This window comes from Lentimonas sp. CC4 (assembly GCF_902728235.1).
GTDB lineage: Bacteria > Verrucomicrobiota > Verrucomicrobiia > Opitutales > Coraliomargaritaceae > Lentimonas.
Genome location: NZ_CACVBO010000001.1, coordinates 37,739 through 62,777 on the forward strand (window position 1 = coordinate 37,739; position 25,039 = coordinate 62,777).

Sequence of the window (25,039 nt, forward strand, 5' to 3'; positions counted from 1 at the left end):
AAAGAAACACCTCTGCTGTCGTCAGTTCATGACAGTCGCCAATGCTGTGACTCTCGGAAAATCGAGAATTCACCGATATATTTGTTTATCACAAAAATTTGGTTAGGATAGCTACCCCACTCTACTAGTTATTCACCGCATAAAAGGAACAAATATATGTCAGACATCAGTAAATGCCCGGTTATGGGCGGATCGCACGCCAACAATGCCACTGCCACCTCATCTAACCAGCAATGGTGGCCGAATCAGCTCAACCTGAGAATGCTGCGCCAGCACTCCAATTTGTCGGATCCCATGGGCGAAGACTTTGACTACATCGAGGCATTCAAGACCCTCGACCTAGACGCGCTCATCGCCGACCTCAACGCCCTCATGACGGATTCTCAAGACTGGTGGCCTGCGGACTACGGACATTACGGCCCGTTTTTCATTCGCATGGCATGGCACAGCGCCGGCACCTACCGTATCTCCGATGGCCGCGGAGGCGCTAGCACAGGTTCACAACGCTTCGCACCGCTCAACAGCTGGCCAGACAACGTCAATCTCGACAAAGCCCGCCGCCTACTCTGGCCCATCAAACAAAAATACGGCCGCAAGCTCTCCTGGGCCGATCTCATGGTGCTCGCTGGTAATTGCGCACTTGAAAGCATGGGCTTCAAAACCTGCGGCTTCTCCGGAGGACGCGCCGACGTCTGGGAGCCGGGCGAAGATATCTACTGGGGCGCTGAAGGCGAATGGCTTGCCGACGAGCGCTACAGTGGCGACCGCGACCTCGAAGAACCATTGGCTGCCGTGCAAATGGGCCTCATTTACGTCAACCCCGAAGGCCCGAATGGCGAGCCCGACCCGCTCGCCTCTGCACGCGACATTCGCGACACCTTCGGTCGCATGGCCATGAATGATGAAGAAACCGTCGCACTGATCGCCGGCGGCCATACCTTTGGCAAAGCGCACGGCGCAGCCAATCCCGACGAACATGTAGGGCCCGAACCAGAAGGCGCCAGCCTCCAAGAGCAAGGCCTAGGCTGGACGAGCAGCTATGGCAGCGGCAATGCAGGTGACACCATCAGCAGCGGCCTCGAAGGCGCATGGAACTGGACGCCGACTAAATGGGACAACAGCTACCTCGATACACTCTATGCATTCGATTGGGTGCAGACGAAAAGCCCTGCGGGTGCCACACAATGGATCCCCGCAGATGGGGCGGCCGCAAAGACCGTCCCCGACGCACACGATCCCGAAAAGCGCCACGCACCGATCATGTTCACCTCAGACCTAGCACTGAAGATGGATCCGATCTACGCACCTATCGCTAAACGCTTCCATGAGAATCCCAACGAGTTTGCAGAAGCCTTTGCCAAGGCTTGGTTCAAACTCACGCACCGCGACATGGGGCCGATCTCACGCTATGTCGGACCACTCGTGCCCGAGACTACTGAGATCTGGCAAGACCCGATCCCCGCGGTGAATCATCCGCTCATCGACGCGCAAGACATCGCAGAGCTCAAAAGCGCCCTCCTCGGCTCCGAACTCTCGATCGCACAACTCGTCAACACCGCATGGGCCTCTGCTTCCACCTTCCGCAATTCCGATAAACGCGGCGGTGCCAATGGCGCACGCATTCGCCTCGCTCCGCAAAAGGATTGGGCAGCCAATAATCCCGAAGAACTCGCCAAGGTGCTGCAACTCCTCGAAGGCATTCAAGCCGAGTTCAACAACAAGCAGACCGACGACAAACAAGTCTCCCTCGCGGATCTTATCGTGCTCGGTGGTTGCGCTGCAGTCGAGCAAGCCGCAAAAGATGCTGGCCATGCAGTCGCCGTGTCCTTCACCCCGGGCCGTATGGATGCCCCGCAAGAGGACACCGATGTCGAGGCCTTTGCACCACTGGAGCCAAAAGCAGACGGATTTCGCAACTATCAAGATCACGAGCTAAAGACACCCGCCGAAGCCTTACTCATCGACAAGGCGCAACTGCTGTCCCTCACAGCGCCAGAGATGACTGTCCTCGTTGGTGGCATGCGCGCGCTGAACGCCAACACCGCTCAGTCGCCGCTCGGTGTTTTCACCAAGCGCCCAGAGACCTTGACCAACGACTTCTTTGTCGAACTACTCGACATGAATACACAATGGAAAGTCTCTCCACGTTGTCCGCATTTCTATGAAGGCACCGAACATGGCAGCAGCGAAAGCAAATGGATGGCCTCCTCCGTAGATCTCGTCTTCGGCTCCAACTCAGAGCTCCGCGCCATCGCCGAAGTCTACGCCAGCGACGACGCCCAACAGACCTTCGTCGAAGACTTCGTCGAAGCTTGGACAAAGGTCATGAACCTAGACCGCTTCGATCTGGCATAAGATGCCACATTCGTAGGGGCTTTGCTCGCGAAGACCGCGCAAAGGCCGTAAGCGCACGAAGTCTTGCAGGTTCTGCTGCCTTCGCGGTTCGCGCAAGCACGCCCCCTACGGGAAGATGTTTCGCGAAGGCCGCGACAACACCAACGGCTCCAACATCAAACAACAAAAGCCCCGTCTAACCAGACGGGGCTTTTTCGTATCTCTACTTAAACTTCGACCAAGCTGGCTTCTTCGGCGGCTCCAAGCCTTGCGCCTCATAGGCCGTCTTAAAATGCATCTTCGCATAGCCCGCCAACTCGCCTGGCCCTTTCGCTGCGACGATCTTCTTGGCCTGCTCGAGCACTTTCCCGCTCGCACCTTTCATTAAAGGCTCGCCGAGAATCGGCTGCAGTTCGTCGGAGAGTCGCTTCATCTCACGCACGTAAATCGCACGCGCCACGATCGATGCCGCAGCCACCACCGGATCGGACTCCGCCTTCGTGCGGCTCACCAATTTGAAATCTTTACGCTCAGCGACATACGCATCCACCAGTTTTTCTTTGGTAAATTGGTCGAGCAAGCCCCACGGCGCTGGGCGTTTATCCAGCGCCTCATTGAGACCGCGACCATGATACCACGCGAGCAGCTTGTTTAGATTACTGCCAAACTTCTTATACAAATGGTTGTATTTCGTCATCCGCGCAAACGCAGTCGCAATCACCACGCCCTTGGTTTGACGAATCAACTTATCCAGCTTCAAAATCGTGTTGTCCGTGATCTTCTTACTATCACAGACGCCCGCCTCGATCCATTCGCGCACCATCGCTTCGTCCGCCACCACACAGGCAACGACCAGCGGCCCGAACAAGTCGCCCTTACCACTCTCGTCACAACCAGCATGCAGTGTGAACCACTCGGGATTATGCACATCGTCGTAGCCTAGACGCGCCTCGCCCGTGATCTCGGCTTCCAAAATATCACGCACAAAATCTTCGGTCTTCTTGCCCTGCACGACCAGCTTGCCACTCTGATAGCCGACCACATTCACACCCTCGCCCTTAAAAGCGAACTGCGAATAAGCCACATCGTAATGCATCCACTTACCCGCCGGAGCCGAATCCAAGCGTTCGCCCAACGCCTCAAGCTGCTCTTGGCTCAGCTTGATCGTATAAATCTTTTTAACTTTTGGACCTTCGTCCTCCGTCTTCGGTGTTTTCTTTTTCGGCATGGTGTGAGATCAGGTGGCTCGCAAAGTTAAGAAGTAAGGACATTCAGAGTTCGACGTTCAATGTTGAATTCAACTCGTGCAGCGACTCTTTAAAAGTGATACAGACATTCCTGTCTGTCTACCATCGAAACATCACCAGATGACCACCTCATTACTTTAAATATGATCCGACTACGCCCCCTGACTCTCTCCCTGTTACTTCTCTGCTGCGCTGGATGCCATCATAAGCACCGAGAGTATTCCGTGTTTACACCAACGAAACAGGCGGAAGAAGGCGCACCCCAGATCTACAGTCAGACGAATCAATCCACTTTCAAAAAAGAGCAGCTTCGGATGGAGGTGAACGGCGATGTTGCGTTTCAACAAGGTGAGATCGTCGAGTGGACACCTGAAGCGTGGGTGCGGGTCACTAAAAAGGTCGGCCGCACAGAGCAAGAAGCCTTGCTCTCAGAAAAAGACGGACTGTGGCAGCTACAGATCAAACGCGATGCTGTTCTAGTGCCCGACACAATGGAAAACCAACCATGGGTCACAGAAGTCATCAAAAGTCTACTGCCAGAGACCGCAGCCGAGCTAGCGGAAAAAGCGGCGGATACCGAGGACGTCGATGAGCTCTTGGGGATACTAGACTCGGTCAAGACAGTGTCATTTGATTCGAACAAAGTAACCATTCTAGACAGTATCGCTCAAAAAGAAAAGTTGCCAGAAGCAGCTCAACTACGAGTGGCTCAGTTAGCCTTCGATGATTTGAATTTCAACTCGGATCAAATGACAGTCTTGCTGCAATTGATCGAAAACCCTGCGTTATCAAAGCGCACGATCAAATACATCACCTCTCGAATCGATAACTTATCCTTCGAGTCCGACAAGTCACAGCTGCAGTCCGCTCTATTACAGGCATTGCTCAATTAATCGCAGCCATCGCACGTAACAGGCTGTTAGGCTCTATCGATTGAATCGCTCAGTCATAAAAACTCGGGCCACCGCCCTTCCAGCCGACCTTTGCATGCTCATATAACGAGCATGACAATTGATCCTTCGCAGACTTGATCGCACTCTCCAGCTCATATGGTTCCAACGCGAGATGCGCCGCAATCAACGCACTCAGCGCGCATCCTGTGCCGCGCGTATTCAGAGTCTCAACACGCTCGTCACGATGACAATATCGGCGACCATCTGGATAAAACAACCAGTCATCGCAATTCTCCCCCGTGGCATGCCCGCCTTTCAATAAAATCGCCTGACCACTCGATCTCGCCAGTTCAGCGCCTGCCTCCCACGCGTCATCAGCGATGCCAGACAAAATCTCAACCTCATCGAGGTTCGGCGTCGTCAACGTCGCGCGCGGCATCAAGCCGGTGCGCAAGGCTTCGATCGCTTCGATCTCTAGTAAACGCGTGCCACTACTCGAGCACATCACTGGATCTAACACATAGGGAATATCGGGATACTCACTCAAGACTTGAGCGACCCGACACACAATCTCAACACTGCCGAGCATACCGCTCTTAATCGCTTTCACATCATACGACTTGAGCATGGATCGAAGCTGTTGCTCTACAAAGTCGGGCGACATCAGCTCAACCGACTCCACCCCCTTTGGACCCTGCAGAGTCACCGCAGTCAACACGTTAAGCGGAAAACAACCGCAGCAGTGAATCGCGCGATTGTCTGCCTGCATCCCTGCGCGCCCTGAACTATCAGAGCCCGAAATCGTTAAGACATGAGGTGGTGCGTTCATCTTACAACGCAGCCGCCCAAGCCTGCATGCCCCCTTTCAAGCTATAAATCCGCGAAAAACCATACTGCGCTCGCAAGACATGCAGCGCCTTCAAACTACGTCCTCCGGCTTTGCAATACACTACGGTCGGCCGATCCAGTTGCAGGCCAAACTCTGTTATATCCGCCGTCTGCTCAAGTATTTCACCGAGTGGAATATGCACTGAATCGATTTTAAACAGCGCACGCTCCCAAGATTCTCGCACATCAATCACCTGAATCGCACTCGCATTAATCGCCCGCAGCGCGCGGAGTGCATCCACCGCAATCTCCTCCTCCACATCCTCTTCCGGCAACGAACAGCAATACTGTAACTCTGTCAGTTCCGTCACGTCAGCCACCTCAGGCACACGCTCAAAGCGCACCGTCGTCTGACTCATCTTCAGCGCATCGTAGATTAATAGCCGACCAGACAAAGGCTCACCAATCCCCGTCAGCACTTTGATCGCTTCGGTGGCTTGGATCACTCCAATCATCCCAGGCAAAACACCGAGCACTCCCACCTCGGAGCAATTGGGCGCATCCTCTGGTCGGGGTGGCTCTGGAAAGAGACAGCGATACGTCGGGCCGCCTTCATAATTAAAGACACTCGCTTGTCCTTGAAAGGCCTGCAACGCACCATAGATCAAAGGCTTGCCTGCCAAGACACAGGCATCGTTCACCAAATACCGTGTAGTAAAATTATCTGAACCATCCAGCACCACATCATACGCCCCGATCAGCTCTAAAGCATTCGCGATAGTTAGACGCGTGGCATGCACCTCGCAGCACACATCCGGATTCATTGCCAACAGCCGCGCCGCCGCAACCTCCGCCTTGGACTGCCCCACATCCGATTCCGCAAACAAAATCTGCCGCTGCAAATTCGAACGACACACGCGGTCATCATCGACAATCCCCAGCGTGCCCACTCCTGCAGCCGCCAAATACTGCAACGCCGGACAACCAAGCCCACCCGCGCCGACCACCAGCACACGCGCCGTTTTCAGCTTCAGTTGAGCGACTTCGCCAAACCCAGGTAAAGTCAAATGACGCTGGTAGCGCTCGATTTCAGATTTCCTCAATGTAGTCATATCCTTCAAAGTTAAACGTTCAAAGTTCGATGTTCAACGTTCGACGAGCTTGACGAGTCGAAGCCATCATAGGTCGCATCCCAATCTTTCCAGACCACTTCATAGCCTCCCTGACGTAGCATGCTAGCCACCTCCGCCGGACTACGATCATCCGAGATCTCAAACTGCTCTAGCGTCTGTGGATCAACGGCATAGCCACCTGGATTCGTCTTAGAACCTGCGCTCAACGTAGTAATCCCCAACTTGTGTGCATGATCACGGAAGGATGCATGCTCACGGGTCGACATCGATAGCTCCACCTCGGAACTCAGCATTCGATACGCACACACTAATTGCACCAGATCACGATCTGTCATCACTGAGACAGGCTCAAAGTCGCCTTCGTGCGGTCGTATGCGGGGAAACGACAAACTGTAGCGAGTCTTCCAATACGTCTGCTCCATGTAACGCAGATGTGTCGCCACCATGAACGAATCCGTGCGCCAATCATCCAGACCATACAATGCGCCCAATCCGATTTTCTTCACCCCTGCACGACCCAAGCGATCAGGCGTCTCCAAGCGATACTCAAAGTTGCTCTTCATCCCCTTCGGGTGATACGTTGCGTAGGACGCACGGTTATACGTTTCCTGATAGACCAACACCGAACTCAGACCGGCATCGATCAACGCCTCATACGCATCCTGATCCAGTGGCTGCACTTCCATTGAAATGCTGGAGAATTGACGCCGCGCGATCTCAAAGGCTTTTTTCAAATACGGCACACCCACACGCACATTCGCTTCTCCAGTAACAAACAGCACGTGATCCATCCCCAAGGCTTTGACCGCCTCTAACTCTTGCTCAATCTCAGACTCATTGAGAATTTTCCGTGGGATTTTGTTATTCGCGCTAAAGCCGCAATACGTGCAAATATTACTGCACACATTCGACAGATACACTGGCGCATACATCTGCTGCGTATAGCCAAACCGCTCCACCGTCCGTGTATGACTGATCCGCGCCATTTGCTCCAAAGAGTCAGCCGCAGCAGGCGAGATCAGCGCTTGAAAATCCTCCAGCGTCAACTGCCCGACTGGCCGTGCCAAAGCACGCTCCACATCACTCGCTTGCTTCGCGAGAATTGCAGCCTTGGTCGTCTGCCAATCCAGACGATTTAATGTATCAATAAAACTCATGCTAAAACAGATTGAATATAGTTTACCACGGAGAACACTGAGACACGGAGGCGAGCAACACTGCAGGAAGAAACAGAGCAATCGCTCAAAAACAGCATATTAGCTCCGTGTCTCAGTGAACTCCAGCGAAGCGAGTGGTTAAATGATTCAATCCAAGCTTCTTGTTTCATTACTAATAGTCTCTAGGTATTTAATAGTTACAGACTCACTAAGCCTCCAAGAACGCAGTCAGCGGTGACGATGCCACGGCCTCGGTCGATTGTGCACCACGGCCTGCTTCATACGCGACACGCCCACACTCAACTGCCATCTTAAAGGCAGCGCCCATAGCAATCGGATCACGAGCCGTCGCAATTGCGGTATTCACCAACACTGCGTCGGCTCCGATCTCCATGGCATCGGCCGCATGTGAAGGTAAGCCGAGACCCGCATCAATCACCACGGGCACCTGACTCTGCGCGATGATAATCTCCAAGAAACGACGCGCCGCCAATCCTTCATTCGTGCCGATGGGTGCCGCCAGCGGCATCACTGCAGCCACGCCGACATCCTCTAAGCGCTTACACAGCACAGGGTCGGCATGCACATACGGTAGCACGACAAAGCCTTCTTTCACTAAGATCTCAGCTGCTTTCAGCGTCTCGATCGGATCCGGCATCAAATACTTTGGATCGGGGTGAATCTCTAATTTCAACCAATTCGTGCCCAACGCCTCACGCGCCAACTGCGCCGCAAAGACCGCTTCTTTAGCGTCACGCACACCGGAAGTATTAGGCAACAAACGATAGCGATCCATCTCCATGAATTCCATGATGCCGTCATCGCCGCCATGCGTCTGCACACGACGCATCGCCATCGTCACCAACTGACTACCAGTGGCTCGAATGCTATCACGCATCATTGCACCCGAAGCATATTTTCCGGTGCCTACAAACAGACGTGACTCGAAGGTTTTACCCCCAATTTTTAATGGTTTATTCTTCATACGAAAGTTCCTCAAACACCGACTGCCTCCGACTCCCACGCATCGAGAAATGCGCGGTAATTATCTGTTACTTCGGCATGTCGATACACACCCGAGCACACAGCCACACCAGTTACCCCGCGCTCACGAAGTTCCGGTAAATCCTCAACGCAAATCCCACCGATGGCATACGACGGAATCGGCCCAAGTGTGCGTAAAATTTCCTGCCACTCCCCGCCTGAAAGAATCGGAGCGAGATTCTTCTTCGTCTCAGTAAAACGATACGGCCCCACGCCAACATAATCCAGCAAGCCCGGCTCACTCGCGCGCAGTGCATCTGCGACTGAGTTTACGGTGCCCCCTATAATAAAATCCTGCCCTGCAAGCGCACGCGCCTCGTGCCATGGCATATCTAATTTGCCCAAATGCACACCATCCGCACCGACCGACAGTGCGACATGTATGCGGTCATCCACAATCAGACGCACACCACGTGCACGGCACACAGGCAGGCACGCGTCAGCCACCATTGCGACTGCATCATCAGTCGCCTCCTTAAAGCGCAACTGTATCCACTGAGCACCAGCAGCACAAAGCGCCAACACCTGAGCTTCGTGAGACATCTCGATGCCATCCTGAGTTAAACACTGTATTGGTATTTCATTCATTTATACGGTCCTCTTAATTTCATTAAATTGTTTGATGGGCGCGTCATCTAACCATAACGCCCCGTGTAACACTGCCCCTGCGAATCCTAAATCGGCGCAGACCGCACAATTCCCAGCATCAACTCCTCCAAGCGCATACAGCGAAGCGCCGGCATACTGCAACAAGGCCTGCTGCAACTGATCCAACGTCCATGGCGCGGTATAACCGACCTTTGTAAGCGACGGAAATATGGGGCTCAAGAATCCATAGTTCCAGCCTGACATATCCGTATCCAAATCACTGATACGATGCAGCGAGCGGCTCATCGAAGGCGCATGCCACCGAGAGCGAAGCTCAACTGCATCAAGTCGATCCTTCATATGGCACCCTGCGAGCATATACTCTGCTACTAAGCTATAATGTTCATGGATTACGACTCGCCCACGGCACCATTGCGGCAACTGCTCCAGCAACGACTCACACTGCGCCAGTGTCCACCCGGGCTTACGCACGTGATACAGGCAGAGCCCCGCATCGAGGAGACGCTCAATCACGAACGCCTCCTCAGGGTAATCCGCTTCCGGAGAAACTGCGAGCCACTCAAACATCAGCCGCCTTGTGTTGCTTGAATGAGTAGAATGGAGTCACCGTCACTCAAGTCGCAACCCTCCCATTGGCCTACAGGCACAATGGAATGATTGACTGCCACAGCGATCCCTGCCTTCGCGGCAAAGCCACAGTCAGTTAAAAAAGCATGCAAGTTGCAGCCGTCTGCCACTGTGCGCGGTTCATCATTGAGTTGAATCTTCATGCTTTAGAACCAGCGAGATAGACCTCGCCGCCTTTGTTTTTAAATTCAGCCGACTTTTCAGCCATGCCCTTTTCGAGTGCTTCCTGCTCTGAGACGCCAAGCTGCGCTGCATATGCGCGGACATCTTCGGTAATCTTCATCGAGCAAAAGTTCGGTCCACACATCGAACAGAAATGCGCCGTCTTCGCGGAGTCCTGTGGTAAAGTTTCGTCGTGAAAGGACTTCGCCTTCTCGGGATCCAGCGAAAGATTAAACTGATCCTCCCAACGGAATTCGAAGCGCGCCTTCGACAGCGCATTATCACGATACTGCGCGGCAGGATGCCCCTTCCCGAGGTCAGCCGCATGCGCCGCGATTTTGTATGTAATCACGCCTTCACGCACGTCGTCCCTATTCGGCAAACCGAGGTGCTCCTTCGGCGTCACATAGCAAAGCATCGCACAACCATACCACCCGATCATCGCCGCACCGATACCACTGGTAATGTGGTCGTAGCCCGGCGCGATGTCGGTCGTGAGTGGCCCAAGCGTGTAGAAAGGCGCCTCATGGCACCACTCAATTTGCTTCGTCATGTTCTCCTCAATCATATGCATCGGCACGTGCCCAGGGCCTTCATTCATGACCTGCACCCCAAACTCCCAAGCGCGCGTCGTCAGCTCACCCTGCGTTTTCAATTCAGCAAATTGCGCTTCATCATTCGCATCCGCAATCGAGCCCGGACGCAGACCGTCTCCAATCGAAAACGAGACGTCATAGGCCGCCATGATTTCGCAAATGTCATCCCAGTGCGTGTAGAGAAAATTCTCCTTGTGGTGCGAGAGGCACCATTTCGCCATGATCGAACCACCACGGCTCACGATACCCGTCATACGCTTGGCAGTCATCGGCACGAAGGGCAGCAGCACCGCCGCGTGGATTGTAAAGTAATCCACACCTTGTTCGGCTTGTTCGATCAAGGTATCACGGAAGATTTCCCAAGTCAGGTCTTCAGCCTTTCCATTCACCTTTTCCAAGGCTTGGTAAATCGGAACCGTCCCGACAGGCACAGGGCAATTACGCATAATCCATTCACGCGTCTGGTGAATATTTTTACCCGTCGAAAGATCCATCAAAGTATCACCACCCCACTTCACCGACCAACGCATTTTCTCAACCTCTTCTTCGATCGAAGACGCCACTGCAGAGTTACCGATATTGGTATTGATCTTCACCAAAAAGTTGCGGCCGATAATCATCGGCTCCAGCTCAGGGTGATTGATATTCGAAGGAATGATGGCACGACCACGCGCCACCTCCGAGCGCACGAATTCCGGCGTGATTTCATCTGGAATCGACGCACCAAAACTTTGCCCTGGGTGCTGAATATTTAGCGTATTCTGATCCGCATTCGGCGAAATGTCGGCTCCCTGCTTCGCCGCTTGCAGCTTCATATTCTCACGGATCGCGATGAACTCCATCTCCGGCGTAATGATGCCAGCGCGCGCATAGTGCAGCTGCGTTACACACTTACCGGCCTTTGCGCGCAAAGGACGATATGGTTTATTCTCAAATTCGATCAGCTTACGATCATTCTCTTTCAACCGGGCGCCCGCTTTATGCACCTCGGACAAATAGCCATCATCCTGAGGTTTGACTGCACGGCCCTCGTATTCCTCGACATCCCCACGCTCACGAATCCATGCCTCACGCATGCGCGGTAAGCCCCGAGTCACATCACCGTGATAGTCCGCATCACCCCATGCACCTGCCGTATCATAGACGCGAACTGGATCATTCGGCGACTCACCCGCACCATTTGGCAAGATCGTCGGCGAAAGCTGAATCTCACGCATCGGCACCTTCAGGTCTGGCCGTGATCCAGTAATATAAACCCGCTCGGAGTTTGGAAATAATGTATGGTTCGAAATCGTTTCGTTGGTGGAATTTTCTGACATAATCTAAGTGAGTAACGACCCGCCTCACACTGCCCCGAAAAAATCCCGCCCAATAGTCCAACTGCCCCATTCGACTCGATAATCCCTACGGCGGTGTTAACACGCATCAGGTTCAAAGGATCTACGGGTGGAGCGCACCCAAATCTCAGCTCCACGCCTGGAGCTCTCCTATATCTAAGCACCGATAGATAGAACGCCCCAAACTGAATGCAAATTAAAAAAAGAGACAGAGAGCAATTTTCACCGCGCTGACACAATCCCAAGCACCGCGCTTTTCTGCTCGCCCTAGCTGCGATCCACGCTGTGCTTTGCTGCCACGAGCCATGACCAAATTGACCGACAACATTGCCGACTTTCAACAAGCCCTCGCCGACTGGTATGCCACCGCGCAGCGTCCGCTGCCGTGGCGCACGGCCCCCTCGCTCTACAAAACCGTGGTCTCCGAGCTGATGGCGCAGCAGACGCAGATCAAGACGATGCTGCCCTACTTTGATCGTTGGCTCAAACGCTTCCCCGACTTCCAAGCACTCGCCGACGCACCCAGCGACGATGTGCTTAAGCACTGGGAAGGCCTCGGCTACTACAGCCGCGCCCGCAATCTACACAAACTCGCGCAGGAATATGTCGCCCTCGATCCGAAGCCGACCACCGCCAAAGAGTGGCAAGCCCTGCCCGGCATCGGCCCCTATACTTCAGCCGCCATCAGCTCGATCGCGCAAAACTTCCCAGCCGCCGTCGTCGATGGCAATGTCGTGCGTATTCTCGCACGCCTGACCAACGACGACCGCGCCTTCAAAAACAACGGCGATGCCGTCAAGAGCTTCACGCCAACCGCCGACACCGTGCTCAACCACAGCACCCCGGGTGATCACAACCAAGCAATGATGGAGCTCGGGGCCACGATTTGCCAGAAAGCGAATCCGCTCTGCACCGTCTGCCCTGTCGTGCAATTTTGCGCCGCCGCTGCAGCCGGCACCCAGGAAGGCATTCCCAACATTCAGCGCAAAGCGATCCAGCAAGTGCAGATCGACCGCGTCTGGATCGTCCAAGACAAAAAACTCCTCCTCCACCGCATCCCCGACAACGCCAAACAACTGGCAGGTCAATACGAACTGCCCGCCACCACACACTTCGAAGCCAAACCAAAGCTAGGCAAAGCCCTAGCCACCAAAACCCGCGGCATCACCAACAAGCGCATCAAAGAGACGATCTACCCACTCAAATCTCAAACCTCAAGTCTCCCCCCTCAAGTCTCAGGTCTCAAATCTCCCCCCTCTCAGCTCTCTGCCCTCCCCCCTCAGGTCTCTTCCCTCTCCTGGGTCGCCCTTGACCAGCTAGACAGCATCACCCTCTCCGGCCCCCACCGCCGCTGGACTAAAGAGCTGTTAAAACAACGATTATAAAAATCAGCACTTTACTTTAAGTGAAAATTCGTTCACCATAAATCTATGGACGATTCCTCTGCCAATGACGAAGAAGACGACATCATTGAACGCGTTTTACGCATTGCTCAATTACGCGCCGAAGTCGAACAAGTAGCAGGCACGCCGATCGTCGGAGAAGGTGGCGCAGGTGCCACACTTGAAATGCAGGAGAGCTTTTGGTCGCACATCCACGCCTTCGAAACTGCGCCCTATATGTCTCTCAAGGCAGCACTGCTAGAGCGGCACGGTTTCTGTGCTGTGCCCCCCGATCAACTCACGACTGACGACGACCTGCACGCAGCCCTCTGGAAACTCCTCAGAGCCTTGGCGACCATGCGTGTGTTCTTCTATTGTAGCGACCATCTCTCCGACCGAGTTTTCTACGACTTACTCTTCAACGAGGTGCTACCGGAAGAAACGCAGATCATGCCTGATGGATCTGGATGGAATAGTCGCTACGACATGACCGAATTCCCAACCGAAGATACGCCTGAAATGAACGGAATTCACCTCAAATACTACGCCGACGACACGGAACGCGATGACTGGAAACATGAATTCCCCGAGGATGTAATGCCGCGCAAAGCCGAACGACCTTACGACCGTGACCGCCTCTTGCCGATCCCTCCCGAAGAGCAGCAGAATACAGGCAGCTAGCACTGCGCCCCGCGCCACTCGTCTGTAAAGAGAATGCACATAAAAGGGCTGGTCTGTTTTATTCTGTCCTCAAGAAGCCACAATAGCTAACCTGACTTTAATAAACGAATCCAGAAGACAATGAGTCCGCAAAACATCGACATCATCCAAAGCAAGGAAGGTCTGGCGACCGACGTGCGCCGCATGATCGAGCAAACCCGTGAAGGTGTGGCTCAAACGGTCAATGCCGGCATGACTTTGCTCTACTGGCGTATCGGTAAGCGCATCCAGACAGAAATCCTCAACAACGAGCGTGCCGAATATGGTAAAGAGATTGTGCAATCACTGAGTGCACAATTGACAGAAGAATTCGGTCGCGGCTTCAGCCGACGCAACCTCTTCAACATGATCCGCTTTGCCGAGGTTTTCCCCGAGGCGGCAATTGTGCAGACACTGTCTGCACAATTGGGCTGGTCACATTTTTCTGCCCTAATCCCGCTCAACCAGCCACTCCAACGTGAGTTCTACGCAGAGATGTGCCGCGTCGAACGTTGGAGCGTGCGCACGCTACGCGCCAAGATTCAAGGCATGCTCTTCGAGCGCACCGCCATTTCCAAGAAACCCGAGGAAGTCGCTGAAGCTGAAATCACTGCACTCCGCACCGAAGACCAATCTCTCCCGACCTCGTCTTTCGCGATCCCTATGTCCTCGACTTTCTAGGCCTCTGAGACCGCTACCTCGAAAAAGATCTCGAAGACGCGATCCTGCGTGAACTCGAAACCTTCCTGCTAGAGCTCGGCAGCGGCTTCGCCTTCCTCGGACGTCAAAAACGCATCCAGATCGACTCCGACGATTTCTACATCGACCTCCTATTCTATCACCGAGGCCTCAAGCGCCTGATCGCGATCGACCTCAAACTCGGCGATTTCCAAGCCAAAGATAAAGGACAAATGGAATTGTATCTCCGCTGGCTCGCCAAACATGAGCAACAACCTGGCGAAGACGCCCCACTCGGCATCATTCTCTGCGCAGGTAAGAAGCAGGAACAAATCGAACTGCTAGAGCTCGATCAATCTGGCATCCACGTCGCCGAATACTTGACAGCTCTACCCTCGCCCGCACTCCTACAGCAGAAACTGCAAGCCGCCATCGAAACCGCACGCGCACGTTTCGACAGCTAGCACGTATCACGAATACTTCCGATATTTGTATGGAAAATGGACTCCGTATTCAACAGAGTCTCGTAGCGGGCAACGCCCCTGCCGCGCAGGTCGACGATGACGGCTTTTTCACTCTCACCTTCCCTAGCGTAGCGGAAGAAATGGCAGAAGAAATCCTCCAGCTCCAGCTCGCGACTCCGGAGATTGCCACCGTCGATCTAGCCGTAGCACTCAGCTCCAGCTCCCGCACAATTCAACGCAAACTCCGATCCCTACAAGACTCAGGGCACATTCAGCGTATCGGCTCCCCGCAAAAGGGCTCTGATCCCTGAAATCCTCCAAAAACTAGGCTCCCAGCACCTGGCACCCCGAAGACTACGGACTCGCCGTAAACGAATCAAAAGTCGCCAAAGAAACAGACACACTTGCCCCATTGCTAAAATGGATGGCTTCAGAAGGCCTCCCAGCAGCACCGCAGCCGTAACGGAAACAGCCAACGAGGACGTTGCGGCTCCCTGCCGTCCTGAGCTCAAAACGAACAATGTTCCCAAAATGGGAACCTTTAGCTTGCCTAAAAGCTGCTCCCCCTCATCCTTACCCTCTAAACCATGCGAATCATCAGCCGAGGCACCTTACGCGATTTCTGGCAAATACATGCCGATGCTGAACAAGCTCTACGTGCATGGTTCCATGAAGCTTCGGAAGCAAAGTGGTCCACCCAGAAAGCAATCAAGCAAGCCTATCCATCTGCTGATATCCTTCCAGGCAATCGCATCGTCTTCAACATCAAGGGCAATCACTACAGACTCATTGTAAAAGTCCACTACAACACAGGAATCCTCTTTATTCGTTTTATCGGAACGCACGCCGAATATGACAAGATCGACGCCATCATTATCTAAACACTCCTCACTCCTCACTGCTCACTCCTCACTCCTCACTGCTCACTCCTCACTCCTCACTCCTCACTCCTCACTCCTCACAGCTGCGAAGCAGCCAGCCATGCAACCCAAAATCCTACAGACAAAAGCCGACCACTCCGCAGCGCTCAATCGTGTGGAAGCCCTGATGGATGCCACGCCCGGCAGCTCAGAAGAAGCGGAATTAGAGCTATGGACGCTGCTCATCGAAAACTACGAATCCAAGCACCAGCCCGTGCCACCGCCCGATCCCATCGAAGCCATCAAATTCCGGATGGAGCAACTCGGGCTCAAAGCCACCGACCTCACCAAATACATTCCCAGTAAGAGCAAGGTATCCGAAGTTCTTAACCACAAACGCCCCCTGAGCCTCAACATGATCCGCGCCCTTCATACCGGCCTAGGCATCTCAGCCGAAACGCTCGTGCAGGAACCACAGTCCGACTACGGAACACAGAATAAATAGAAAATCCGCTCTTCCTCAAAACCCTAAACCGACTTGCTGCACACTGCCCTTTACAAACCTGCCTGATCACCACACCGTCGCCTCCTCGACCAACACCTGATGTTCATCCTTTACACAACCGAAGACGGCAAAAGCCAAATTCAGCTCCGTGCCGAAGACGAAACCGTCTGGCTCACGCAACTGGAAATAGCGGAGTTTTTTCAGACGACAAAGAATAACGTTTCCATACATGAGAAACATATTTTCGAAGATGGAGAATTGATCTCCGAGGCAACTGTTAAGGAATCCTTAACAGTTCAAACATAACTTCTTCCCACAATCCAATGAGCACCAATCTATCTGATAGCGACGCCAACGAGTTCTTTTCTGAAGTCAAAGAAATATTGCAGCGTGCCCGAGGCCAAGCCGTCAAGACCATCAACTCCGTAATGGTGGAAGCCTACTGGAGTATCGGCGAACGCATCGTCAAGGAAGAACAAGGCGGAGCTGCCAAGGCGACTTATGGCAAACGAGTCATCGAAGCACTCTCCAAAAGCCTGACGAGTGAATTTGGCAAAGGATTCTCACTCGCGAACCTAAGAAATATGAGGCAGTTCTACCTAAGTTGCCCAGAAAAAGGAATTCGCTACACACTGTCTAGCGAATTGAGCTGGAGCCATAATTGTCTCGTCATGCGAGAAGAGGATGAAGCAGCTCGACACTACTACCTCGTCGAATCCAAGAAGCAAAACTGGAGTGTCCGAGAACTAGAGCGTCAAATTAAAACTCAGTCGTATTATCAGCACCGAAACCAATCACTTCTATCTCGACCTAGTTTTCTACAACTACTTGCTCAAGTGCTTCGTGATATTGGATCTAAAAACAACCAAGCTCACCCACCAGGACATCGGCCAAATGGACATGTATGTGCGCATGTTTGACGACCTAAAGCGCGGTGAAGATGACAACCCCACCATCGGCATCATCCTCTGCGCGGACAAAGATGAAACGATGGTGCAATACTCCGTCCTCAAAGAAAACGAACAACTGTTCGCCTCCAAATACCGCACGATTCTCCCAAGCGAAGAAACACTCAAAGCTGAAATCGAACGCGAACGAAAACGTCTCGATTAAATTTTCAACCTTCCCAGCATGCCAAAACTCATACCAAAGCGCCTCAACGTCGATAGCGACCGCTCGCACGCCACACTCTACAAACCTGAAATCCTTGCGCCTGCAGGCGACTGGGAATGCGCCCGCGCGGCTGTCGAGAATGGTGCCGATGCGATTTTCTTTGGTCTGGATCGTTTCAATGCGCGCATGCGCGGCAAGAATTTCACCGAAGCCGACCTGCCAGATTTGATGGCTTACCTACATGAGCGCGGTGTGCGCGGCTATGTGACTTTCAATACGCTGGTCTTTTCCAATGAGCTCGAAGATGCCGAAAGCTTCCTACGCTCCATCATCAGCGCCGGAGTCGATGCGGCCATCGTGCAAGACGTCGGTATCTGCCGTCTGATCCGCAAGCTGTCTCCAGACTTCCCCATCCATGCGTCCACTCAGATGAGTGTGACCAGCGAAGCCGGCGTTCATTTCGCTGAAGAACTCGGTTCCAGCGTCGTGGTATTGGCACGTGAGTGTTCGCTCAAGGAGATCAACGCGATCAAAGAAAAGACCCTCAAGAACGGCCTTGATATGCCGTTGGAAATCTTCGTCCACGGCGCGCTCTGTGTGGCGTATTCGGGGCAGTGCTTGACCAGCGAATCGCTCGGCGGACGTTCCGCCAATCGCGGCGAATGCGCGCAAGCCTGTCGCCTGCCCTACGACCTGTTTAGCGACGGCGAACAAGTAGAGCTCGGCGCGCAACGCTACTTACTCAGCCCACAAGACCTTGCAGGACTCGATGCAATGGACGGCATCATCGATGCTGGCGTTGCGAGTTTAAAAATCGAAGGCCGCCTGAAAGCACCTGAATACGTAGCCGCCGTAACCAGCGTCTATCGCAAAGCACTCGATGCCGCGTGGAATAAGCGCTATCCCGAACAAGCGACAAAACTCGCCCCCTTCAGCGCCGACGAAGGCCGCTACGCCTTGGAAATGACCTTCTCTCGTGGCCTCACCACTGGCTGGCTCGGCGGTATCGACAATCAAAAACTCGTGCATGCGCGCTTCGGCAAAAAGCGTGGCGTTCGTCTCGGCGTCGTCGAGCGCATCGAGCGCGACGGCATCTGGCTCGCACTGGATCATGAGGTCAAAGCGGGCGACGGCGTCGTGCTCGACCGCGGACATCCCGACGAACGCGAAGAAGGCGGACGTATCACATCCGTGGATACTGAGAGCAACCGTAGCTTCATCCGTTTCCTAAGAGACTCCATCAACTGGCACCGCGTCAGCGCCGGCGACACCGTTTATAAAACATCAGACCCTGCGTTGGATAAGGCACTGCGCCAAAGTTTCGAAGTGGAGCAGCCAAATTACAAACGCCCAATTACTGCAACCGTCACTGGATGCATTGGCCAACCACTCGTGCTCTCACTTCAAGATGAAGAAGGCCGCGTCGTGCAAACCGAATCGGAGCAATCCCTCGAAGCCGCACAAAAGAAAGCCGCTGACACCGAAACACTCACAAAGAAGATCGGGCGACTTGGCAGCACAGGGTTTCATCTCGCATCTTTGGACAATCAACTCGGCGACGGCTGCATGGTGCCCGCGTCGATGCTCAACCAATTACGTCGCGACGCAGTGGACCAACTGATCGCGCTACGCGCCCAACCACTACGCTGGCAACTAGCACTTCCAGGCCCGATTCTCACTTCCCACCCCTCACAGACCTCCACTTCTCACTCGGCGCAGCCGTATTTGATTCCGTATGTTAGGAATTGGGAACAGTTCGACGTGGCGCTCACACTGCCCTACTCCGAAATCTACATTGAGCTCGAAGATCCACGCAAATATGCCGAAGCCGTGCAACGCGCCCGCGACGCCGAACAACAAGACGGACGCAAGCGCGACATCTGGGTCGCACCACCGCGCATGTTCAAATCCGGTGAGGATTTCATCACGAAGCAGTTGCTCAAATGCGGCGCAGACGGATTCCTCGCCCGCAACCATGAACACCTCAACGCGCTATCAGAGCATCGCATGCGCGGGGACTTCTCGCTCAACGTTGCGAATCATTTGACCGCCGAATATTTGATTGATCGTTGGAAACTCGAACGCCTCACCGCCTCGTATGACCTGAACACCACGCAACTTGATGCACTACTCAGCAATTCAAAGCCCGGCTGGTTTGAAATTACGCTGCACCAACACATGCCCATGTTTCATATGGAGCACTGCGTGTTCTGCGCCTTTCTATCGGAGGGCAAAGACTTCCGCGACTGCGGACGCCCGTGCGACACGCATCAAGTGCAGTTGAAAGACCGCGTCGGTGCACTGCATCCATTAAAAGCCGATGCTGGTTGCCGCAATACACTGTTCAATTCCAAAGCCCAGACCGGCGCTGAGTTCGCACATGACATGGCGAAGCATGGCGCAGCCGCGTTCCGCATCGAATTCCTCAACGAAACCGGCGACGAAGTGCGCCGCACGATGGAACACTACGAAGCATTGCTTCGCGGCGAAATGAGCCCCGACACACTGTGGCAGGAATTGAGACTGATCAATCAGCTCGGAGTGACGCGCGGAACGTTGGAGCGGTAGGAATTGAAACGCAGTCGAACGTAGGGTCTGTCGCTTGCGCAGACCGCTGCAGAACCTCGGTGCTTAACCACTGCCAATTGCACCCCTCGGCAACGCGCAAGCGACGAGCCCTACACGAATCTACTCGATCGCCAGGATCTCGCCGAACTTACCTCTGGGCAGGGCAAACGTCTCGCCGACTTTTAATCCGCGTAGCTTTCCGGCTAAAGGAGACTGAGAGGTGATCACAGTGACCTCCATGTTCTCCATTTTAATGACCTGACCACCGGCCACACCTGCAAAGAAATACACCTCTTCGGTGCCACCGAAGTCACACTTAAACAACGCTCCGAGTGACACGGTTGCATTTGGCTTCAATAAATCTTCACGCTCGGACTGTAATTCTTCCACCGCATCGGCCCACTGCTGCGCTTGACCGGCTTGGCCAGCTGCGAGGTATGAGGCTTCAAGCCCTTGCGTGTCCCATTGTGATTCGGCACGCGATTCTTCACTCGTGGCATACTCTGCTGCGTCTTGGGACGCTTTGATAGCATGCATGGCCTCCTCGCGGAGCGTATCGAGTAAAGTATTAAAAAAGAGGGTCTTGTTCATGAGGTAAGCGCGCAGTGTCGCCCCTTGATAGAGAGATTTCAAATCAAATTATACCGATCATAAGCACAGACCAGGCCAGACTTGATTTCACTAGTCGAAAACGACACATACAGTGACGCATGTCCTGCGCCGAACTCTAAAAACAGAATCAAACTTCCGCTTGATCCTACCACCGAACGAGACACAGTCTGCCCTCCTCGACTACCATGACCACTCTTACATCCAAACGCACTGACACGTATCAACCGTGGCTCTTCGCTTTCTGCGTCTTCGCACTTTGCTGGATCACACCGCTACTCTTCGCTGGTGGGTTTACCACCAGTATCCGTGCGGGTATGGCCTTTCTCGATTGGCCCCTCTCCAATGGCTCACTCAACCCGACTGACTGGACCGTGCAATCCGACATGCGCGCGGAACACAGCCACCGCCTACTCGGCATGATCGTGGGCTTTCTCTCGCTCGGACTCTTACTCTTCACCTGGCTGCGTGAAGAGCGCTCATGGATGCGTGTTTGGGCACGCGTGCTGGTGCTGGTCGTCGTTTTGCAGGGAGTGCTCGGCGGCGCGCGCGTGCGATTTGATGCGCTCAATACAATGGCCGATCACAATCTGGTGGCGCAAAGTTTCGCGGTGGCGCACGCCTGTGGCGCAATGATCGTGTTGGGAATCCTCGTGGCACTGACAATCGGCAGTTCACGCAAATGGATCGAGCACAACGGGGGGCTCACTCGAGCGGTGCCAAGCTCAATCAAGCACTGGGGGATTGCCTGCACCGTGACGATTTTCCTACAAATTCTGGTCGGCGCGATCATGCGACATGCCGAGGCGGGACTTGCGATCGCACAATTTCCAATGGCACAACCAGGCAGTTTGCTACCAGCCTATTGGAATTTTGACGTCGCCATTCACTTTGCACACCGTGTCGGAGCGGTCATAGTAACAGGAGTGCTACTGATATTTCTCAGTCAACTTTGGGCCAACAATACGACACGTAAGGCCTTTAAGATTGGGATATTAGCAATTCTTGGGCTGCTCATCCTTCAAGTTTACTTGGGCGCACTCACGATCTGGACAGTAAGAAATCCTTATGTCGCAACAATTCACCACCTAATTGGCGCTTTTCTACTTGCAAGCACGTGGGGCATTACTTTTCTAGCGCATCGTCCAGGAAAAGCATAACGCATACTACCTATCAGTTAAGCTTATCTTGAGCGAGCGTGCCATACTCACTCTCTACTAACCATTGAGTCACTCATCTACACAGTCTTCTAGTATTACCGGTTCTTCGGAGTCGGCGGTTTCATGGCGCGATCGTGCTGAAGATTTTTATGAGTTAACAAAACCACGGCTGAGTTTTCTCTCAGTTGTCACTGCGGTGGCGGGCTACCTTTCCGCCGATCCGGAACGTGACCTTGGGGTGCTGTTCAGCTTGCTGATCGGCACCTCTTTGGCCGCTGGCGGCGCAGCGGTGCTGAACCAATGGCTGGAGCGTGAAGCCGATGCCAAAATGGTGCGCACCAAAGACCGAGCAATCCCTGCCGGTCGTATCGCTCCGATGCATGCATTGATTTACGGCCTCGGGCTGAGCATCCTCGGCTGCTTCCTCTTATATAAAGGGGCGAATCTTTTGGCAGGCACATTGACCGCCGCCACGATCGCCTCCTACGTGCTGCTATATACACCGCTGAAACGGCTGACGACTTGGAACACTTTAATCGGAGCGATCCCAGGCGCATTGCCACCACTCATCGGTTGGGCCGCTGCCGAAGGCCAAATCACGACGCTAGGCTGGATTCTTTTTGCAATTCTCTTCCTTTGGCAGATGCCGCACTTCTTCGCGATCGCATGGACGCACCGCAAAGACTACGCGCAAGGCGGCTTCGTGATGCTCTCCAATGCAGACAGCACAGGCCACAAAGTTGCCGTGCAGTCCTTTGCCTTTTGCCTCGCATTGATCGTCAGCACCTTACTACCCGTGCTCTTGGGCTATGCGACATGGATCTACGGAACCATCGCCATCGCCGCTGGCATCTACATGCTACGCCCTGCGATTGCATTTCTCAAAGCCGAAGAACGCGACGCAGCTGCGCGTAAACTGTTCTTCGCCTCGATTTTCTACCTGCCCGCGCTGCTCTTTCCGCTCGTGCTGGATCTCTGGTTGCTCTAAGCACTCTAAGCGGGGCTTAGAGAATAGCTAATTGTTAATGAATGATGGCTAATCTGAATGTAAATGAGCTATCACTAAATACCGATTAGCCATTACCAATTAGCCATTACCTATTACCCATTTGCATTAATGTCTTTCACCGAAGCACTTCCCACGGTTAACGCACTGCTCAATGGCACTGCGACGGTGCTCCTGACGGCAGGATTCATCTGCATCAAAACCGGCCGCGAACAAGCACATCGCAAGTGCATGCTGAGCGCCTTCTCGGTATCGATCATCTTCCTGATCTTCTACGTGCTGCACAAATACCTAGTGCAAGGCGTGCACACACCGTTCGCCGGCGAAGGCGCATGGCGCACCTTCTACTACATTATGCTTGCGACGCATATCGTGCTAGCCATGGCAATCGTGCCGCTGGTGCTCACGACTCTGACGCTGGCGATCAAGGGTAAACGCGAGCGACATCGCGCTTGGGCGCGCTGGACCTTTCCGATCTGGTATTATGTCTCAGTGACCGGCGTGCTGGTTTACTGCTTCTTATATCAGTGGTTCTGAAACCAGAACTGAATCAAAACGACTGCCTTGTCGTTTTTATCAGATCCGCTAATTTCAGCTATCAGCAAAGATTATCTTGTCAGCTTGTATTAGCACGCGTAACACCTACCCTTTGATTCTCGAATCATACCGCCTTTCTATCTAACTACCTACCAACTACTACTAGTGAAGAACGCATCCAGCGGACTCCGCCGTTTCATCGCACTCGCATCCTCGTTGATCGCAGTCACCCTACTGGGTGGTTGTGATTTCAACACCCGCATGTCGACCTTCGACACCAAGGGACCGATCGCAGAGACTCAATACGACCTTTTCATGGTGACCGTATGGGTGACTGGCTTCATCTTCGTGATTGTTGGAGCCGTCTTCCTCTACGCGACGATCAAATTCCGCGAACGCAAGGACGATGACCGCCCACTACCCGCACAAGGCCACGGCAATCCACTGGTCGAGATCGGCCTGATTGGCGCATCGATCCTGCTACTCGTCATTGTGGCAGTGCCAACACTGAAAGCGATTTGGTATACCCATGACTTCCCCATCACGGAAGAAAGCAAGCTCGGCGCATGGTATGAAGGCGACGACCTCGCCGCTGCCGAAGAGGACAATGTTTTGACCATCCGCGTCGATGGCTACCAGTGGTGGTGGGCATTTGACTACCCGCAACTCGGTATCACCTCTGCCAATGAGATGATCATCCCAGCTGGCAAAGCGATCCGCCTAGAGCTCCGCTCCAAGGATGTGATCCACTCCTTCTGGTTGCCACGTATCGCAGGTAAGGTTGATTTGATCCCAGGTCGCGCCAATGGCATGTGGATTCAAGCCGGCGACTCAATCGAAGACTGGCAGGCAAAGACTGGAGCGGAAGGCACGGACGAAGAACTCCGCGCAGCCTACGCACTTTACCTACAAGAAGAGATCAACGATTACTACTACGGCCAATGTGCTGAGTATTGCGGTGATTCCCACGCGCGCATGTTGTTTCGCGCAACAGTCGTAACCGACAGCGAATTTGCTACATGGGTCTCTGAAATCAAGACCGGCCACAAAGCACCAGGTGGCATGGATTGGGACAAGTGGTATGAGACCAACTCCGAAAACCCAGAACTATTGACTGGCGATGAAAACGAAGGCCTCCAGCTCTTCATGGGACGCGGAAAATGTGCGACTTGCCACACTGTCAATGGCAACCCGCGCGCAATCGGCATGGCTGGCCCGAGCCTCACAAAGGTCGCCGCACGCCACTCCATCGCAGCTGGCTGGCTCAACCACCGCGCCGAAGACGGTTCAGTTGACCTAGAGCAACAATACGAGAACTTCTACAAATGGATCAAAGAGCCCGACGTCGTAAAACCCGGCAACCTGATGTGGAAAGCCAATGGCGGCGGCATCGGTGAACTCACAGATCCAGAAGATCCTGAGAAACTCAAACTACTGACAGACGACGAAGTCCGTAAAATCTCACTTTACCTGCAAACCCTCAAGTAGATC

The 25,039-nt window shown here is 53.7% G+C and carries 22 protein-coding genes, 3 pseudogenes and 1 riboswitch; of the genes and pseudogenes, 15 read left to right on the top strand and 10 right to left on the bottom strand.

The features are described 5' to 3' along the window. The first annotated feature begins 156 nt into the window (after positions 1-156). Positions 157-2,355, top strand: a complete 2,199-nt coding sequence (katG, locus tag GZZ87_RS00175) for a catalase/peroxidase HPI (RefSeq protein ID WP_162026020.1) — start codon at positions 157-159, stop codon at positions 2,353-2,355. A 202-nt stretch (positions 2,356-2,557) separates the two neighbouring features. On the opposite strand, the gene rnhC is transcribed toward katG, so the two are convergent. Continuing rightward, a complete protein-coding gene (rnhC, locus tag GZZ87_RS00180) occupies positions 2,558-3,562 on the bottom strand; it encodes a ribonuclease HIII (protein ID WP_162026019.1) in 1,005 nt (334 codons plus the stop codon). A gap of 243 nt (positions 3,563-3,805) precedes the next feature. Between rnhC and GZZ87_RS00185 the strand changes: the two genes are divergently transcribed. Further along, on the top strand, positions 3,806-4,474 hold the full coding sequence (locus GZZ87_RS00185; protein WP_162026018.1) for a hypothetical protein: 669 nt from the start codon (positions 3,806-3,808) through the stop codon (positions 4,472-4,474). Positions 4,475-4,523: 49 nt separating this feature from the next. Here GZZ87_RS00185 and thiD read toward each other — a convergent pair whose 3' ends face one another. From thiD to thiC, 8 genes are all read right to left on the bottom strand, one after another. Then, entirely contained in the window at positions 4,524-5,303 is a 780-nt protein-coding gene (gene thiD / locus GZZ87_RS00190) for a bifunctional hydroxymethylpyrimidine kinase/phosphomethylpyrimidine kinase (RefSeq protein ID WP_162026017.1), read from the bottom strand. Position 5,304: 1 nt separating this feature from the next. Further along, positions 5,305-6,414, bottom strand: coding sequence for a molybdopterin-synthase adenylyltransferase MoeB (moeB, locus tag GZZ87_RS00195; protein WP_162026016.1), 1,110 nt, complete (start codon positions 6,412-6,414; stop codon positions 5,305-5,307). A gap of 11 nt (positions 6,415-6,425) precedes the next feature. Beyond that, a complete protein-coding gene (thiH, locus tag GZZ87_RS00200; protein ID WP_162026015.1) occupies positions 6,426-7,592 on the bottom strand; it encodes a 2-iminoacetate synthase ThiH in 1,167 nt (388 codons plus the stop codon). A gap of 208 nt (positions 7,593-7,800) precedes the next feature. Next, positions 7,801-8,577, bottom strand: coding sequence for a thiazole synthase (locus tag GZZ87_RS00205; RefSeq protein ID WP_162026014.1), 777 nt, complete (start codon positions 8,575-8,577; stop codon positions 7,801-7,803). An 11-nt stretch (positions 8,578-8,588) separates the two neighbouring features. Then, complete coding sequence (thiE, locus tag GZZ87_RS00210) at positions 8,589-9,224, bottom strand: thiamine phosphate synthase (protein WP_162026013.1); 636 nt, start codon at positions 9,222-9,224, stop codon at positions 8,589-8,591. Then, on the bottom strand, positions 9,225-9,812 hold the full coding sequence (locus GZZ87_RS00215; protein ID WP_162026012.1) for a thiamine phosphate synthase: 588 nt from the start codon (positions 9,810-9,812) through the stop codon (positions 9,225-9,227). It lies immediately after the preceding gene. Further along, the gene (gene thiS, locus GZZ87_RS00220; protein ID WP_162026011.1) at positions 9,812-10,015 is read right to left on the bottom strand and encodes a sulfur carrier protein ThiS; all 204 of its coding nucleotides are present in this window, start codon (positions 10,013-10,015) and stop codon (positions 9,812-9,814) included. Before thiS ends, GZZ87_RS00215 begins: the two co-directional genes overlap by 1 nt. Further along, positions 10,012-11,949 (bottom strand): phosphomethylpyrimidine synthase ThiC, encoded by a 1,938-nt coding sequence (gene thiC / locus GZZ87_RS00225; RefSeq protein ID WP_162026010.1) that lies wholly within the window; start codon positions 11,947-11,949, stop codon positions 10,012-10,014. The genes thiS and thiC overlap by 4 nt, the downstream gene beginning before the upstream one ends. Positions 11,950-12,014: 65 nt before the next feature. Further along, positions 12,015-12,129, bottom strand: a riboswitch (TPP riboswitch). Positions 12,130-12,272: 143 nt separating this feature from the next. On the opposite strand from thiC, the gene GZZ87_RS00230 reads away from it, so the two are divergent. The 9 genes and pseudogenes from GZZ87_RS00230 to GZZ87_RS00270 all read left to right on the top strand — a co-directional run bounded on the left by GZZ87_RS00230 (position 12,273) and on the right by GZZ87_RS00270 (position 20,236). Next, positions 12,273-13,352: an A/G-specific adenine glycosylase gene (locus GZZ87_RS00230; RefSeq protein ID WP_162026009.1), complete on the top strand. Its 1,080-nt coding sequence runs from the start codon at positions 12,273-12,275 to the stop codon at positions 13,350-13,352. A 45-nt stretch (positions 13,353-13,397) separates the two neighbouring features. Next, positions 13,398-14,030 (top strand): hypothetical protein, encoded by a 633-nt coding sequence (locus GZZ87_RS00235; protein ID WP_162026008.1) that lies wholly within the window; start codon positions 13,398-13,400, stop codon positions 14,028-14,030. Between the two features lie 120 nt (positions 14,031-14,150). Beyond that, positions 14,151-15,190: pseudogene (locus GZZ87_RS00240) on the top strand (PDDEXK nuclease domain-containing protein). Between the two features lie 29 nt (positions 15,191-15,219). Beyond that, positions 15,220-15,501 (top strand): hypothetical protein, encoded by a 282-nt coding sequence (locus GZZ87_RS00245; RefSeq protein WP_162026007.1) that lies wholly within the window; start codon positions 15,220-15,222, stop codon positions 15,499-15,501. 276 nt (positions 15,502-15,777) lie between these two features. Beyond that, positions 15,778-16,071, top strand: coding sequence for a type II toxin-antitoxin system HigB family toxin (locus tag GZZ87_RS00250; protein WP_162026006.1), 294 nt, complete (start codon positions 15,778-15,780; stop codon positions 16,069-16,071). A gap of 100 nt (positions 16,072-16,171) precedes the next feature. Continuing rightward, positions 16,172-16,555, top strand: a complete 384-nt coding sequence (locus tag GZZ87_RS00255) for a transcriptional regulator (RefSeq protein ID WP_162026005.1) — start codon at positions 16,172-16,174, stop codon at positions 16,553-16,555. Between the two features lie 99 nt (positions 16,556-16,654). After that, a pseudogene (locus GZZ87_RS19730) lies at positions 16,655-16,858 on the top strand (hydroxyacid dehydrogenase); the annotation flags it as partial. Between the two features lie 20 nt (positions 16,859-16,878). Further along, a pseudogene (locus tag GZZ87_RS00265) lies at positions 16,879-17,668 on the top strand (PDDEXK nuclease domain-containing protein). 18 nt (positions 17,669-17,686) lie between these two features. Then, on the top strand, positions 17,687-20,236 hold the full coding sequence (locus GZZ87_RS00270; protein WP_162026003.1) for a U32 family peptidase: 2,550 nt from the start codon (positions 17,687-17,689) through the stop codon (positions 20,234-20,236). A gap of 120 nt (positions 20,237-20,356) precedes the next feature. Here the strand turns inward: GZZ87_RS00270 and GZZ87_RS00275 are convergent, their stop codons facing one another. Next, a complete protein-coding gene (locus tag GZZ87_RS00275) occupies positions 20,357-20,827 on the bottom strand; it encodes a hypothetical protein (RefSeq protein ID WP_162028678.1) in 471 nt (156 codons plus the stop codon). A gap of 206 nt (positions 20,828-21,033) precedes the next feature. On the opposite strand from GZZ87_RS00275, the gene GZZ87_RS00280 reads away from it, so the two are divergent. The 4 genes from GZZ87_RS00280 to GZZ87_RS00295 all read left to right on the top strand — a co-directional run bounded on the left by GZZ87_RS00280 (position 21,034) and on the right by GZZ87_RS00295 (position 25,036). Continuing rightward, positions 21,034-22,005: a COX15/CtaA family protein gene (locus tag GZZ87_RS00280; protein ID WP_162026001.1), complete on the top strand. Its 972-nt coding sequence runs from the start codon at positions 21,034-21,036 to the stop codon at positions 22,003-22,005. Between the two features lie 64 nt (positions 22,006-22,069). Next, complete coding sequence (gene cyoE, locus GZZ87_RS00285) at positions 22,070-22,993, top strand: heme o synthase (RefSeq protein ID WP_244648178.1); 924 nt, start codon at positions 22,070-22,072, stop codon at positions 22,991-22,993. A gap of 129 nt (positions 22,994-23,122) precedes the next feature. Further along, positions 23,123-23,548, top strand: coding sequence for a DUF420 domain-containing protein (locus tag GZZ87_RS00290; protein ID WP_162026000.1), 426 nt, complete (start codon positions 23,123-23,125; stop codon positions 23,546-23,548). 165 nt (positions 23,549-23,713) lie between these two features. Further along, positions 23,714-25,036, top strand: a complete 1,323-nt coding sequence (locus GZZ87_RS00295) for a c-type cytochrome (protein ID WP_162025999.1) — start codon at positions 23,714-23,716, stop codon at positions 25,034-25,036. The last annotated feature ends 3 nt before the right edge of the window (positions 25,037-25,039 follow it).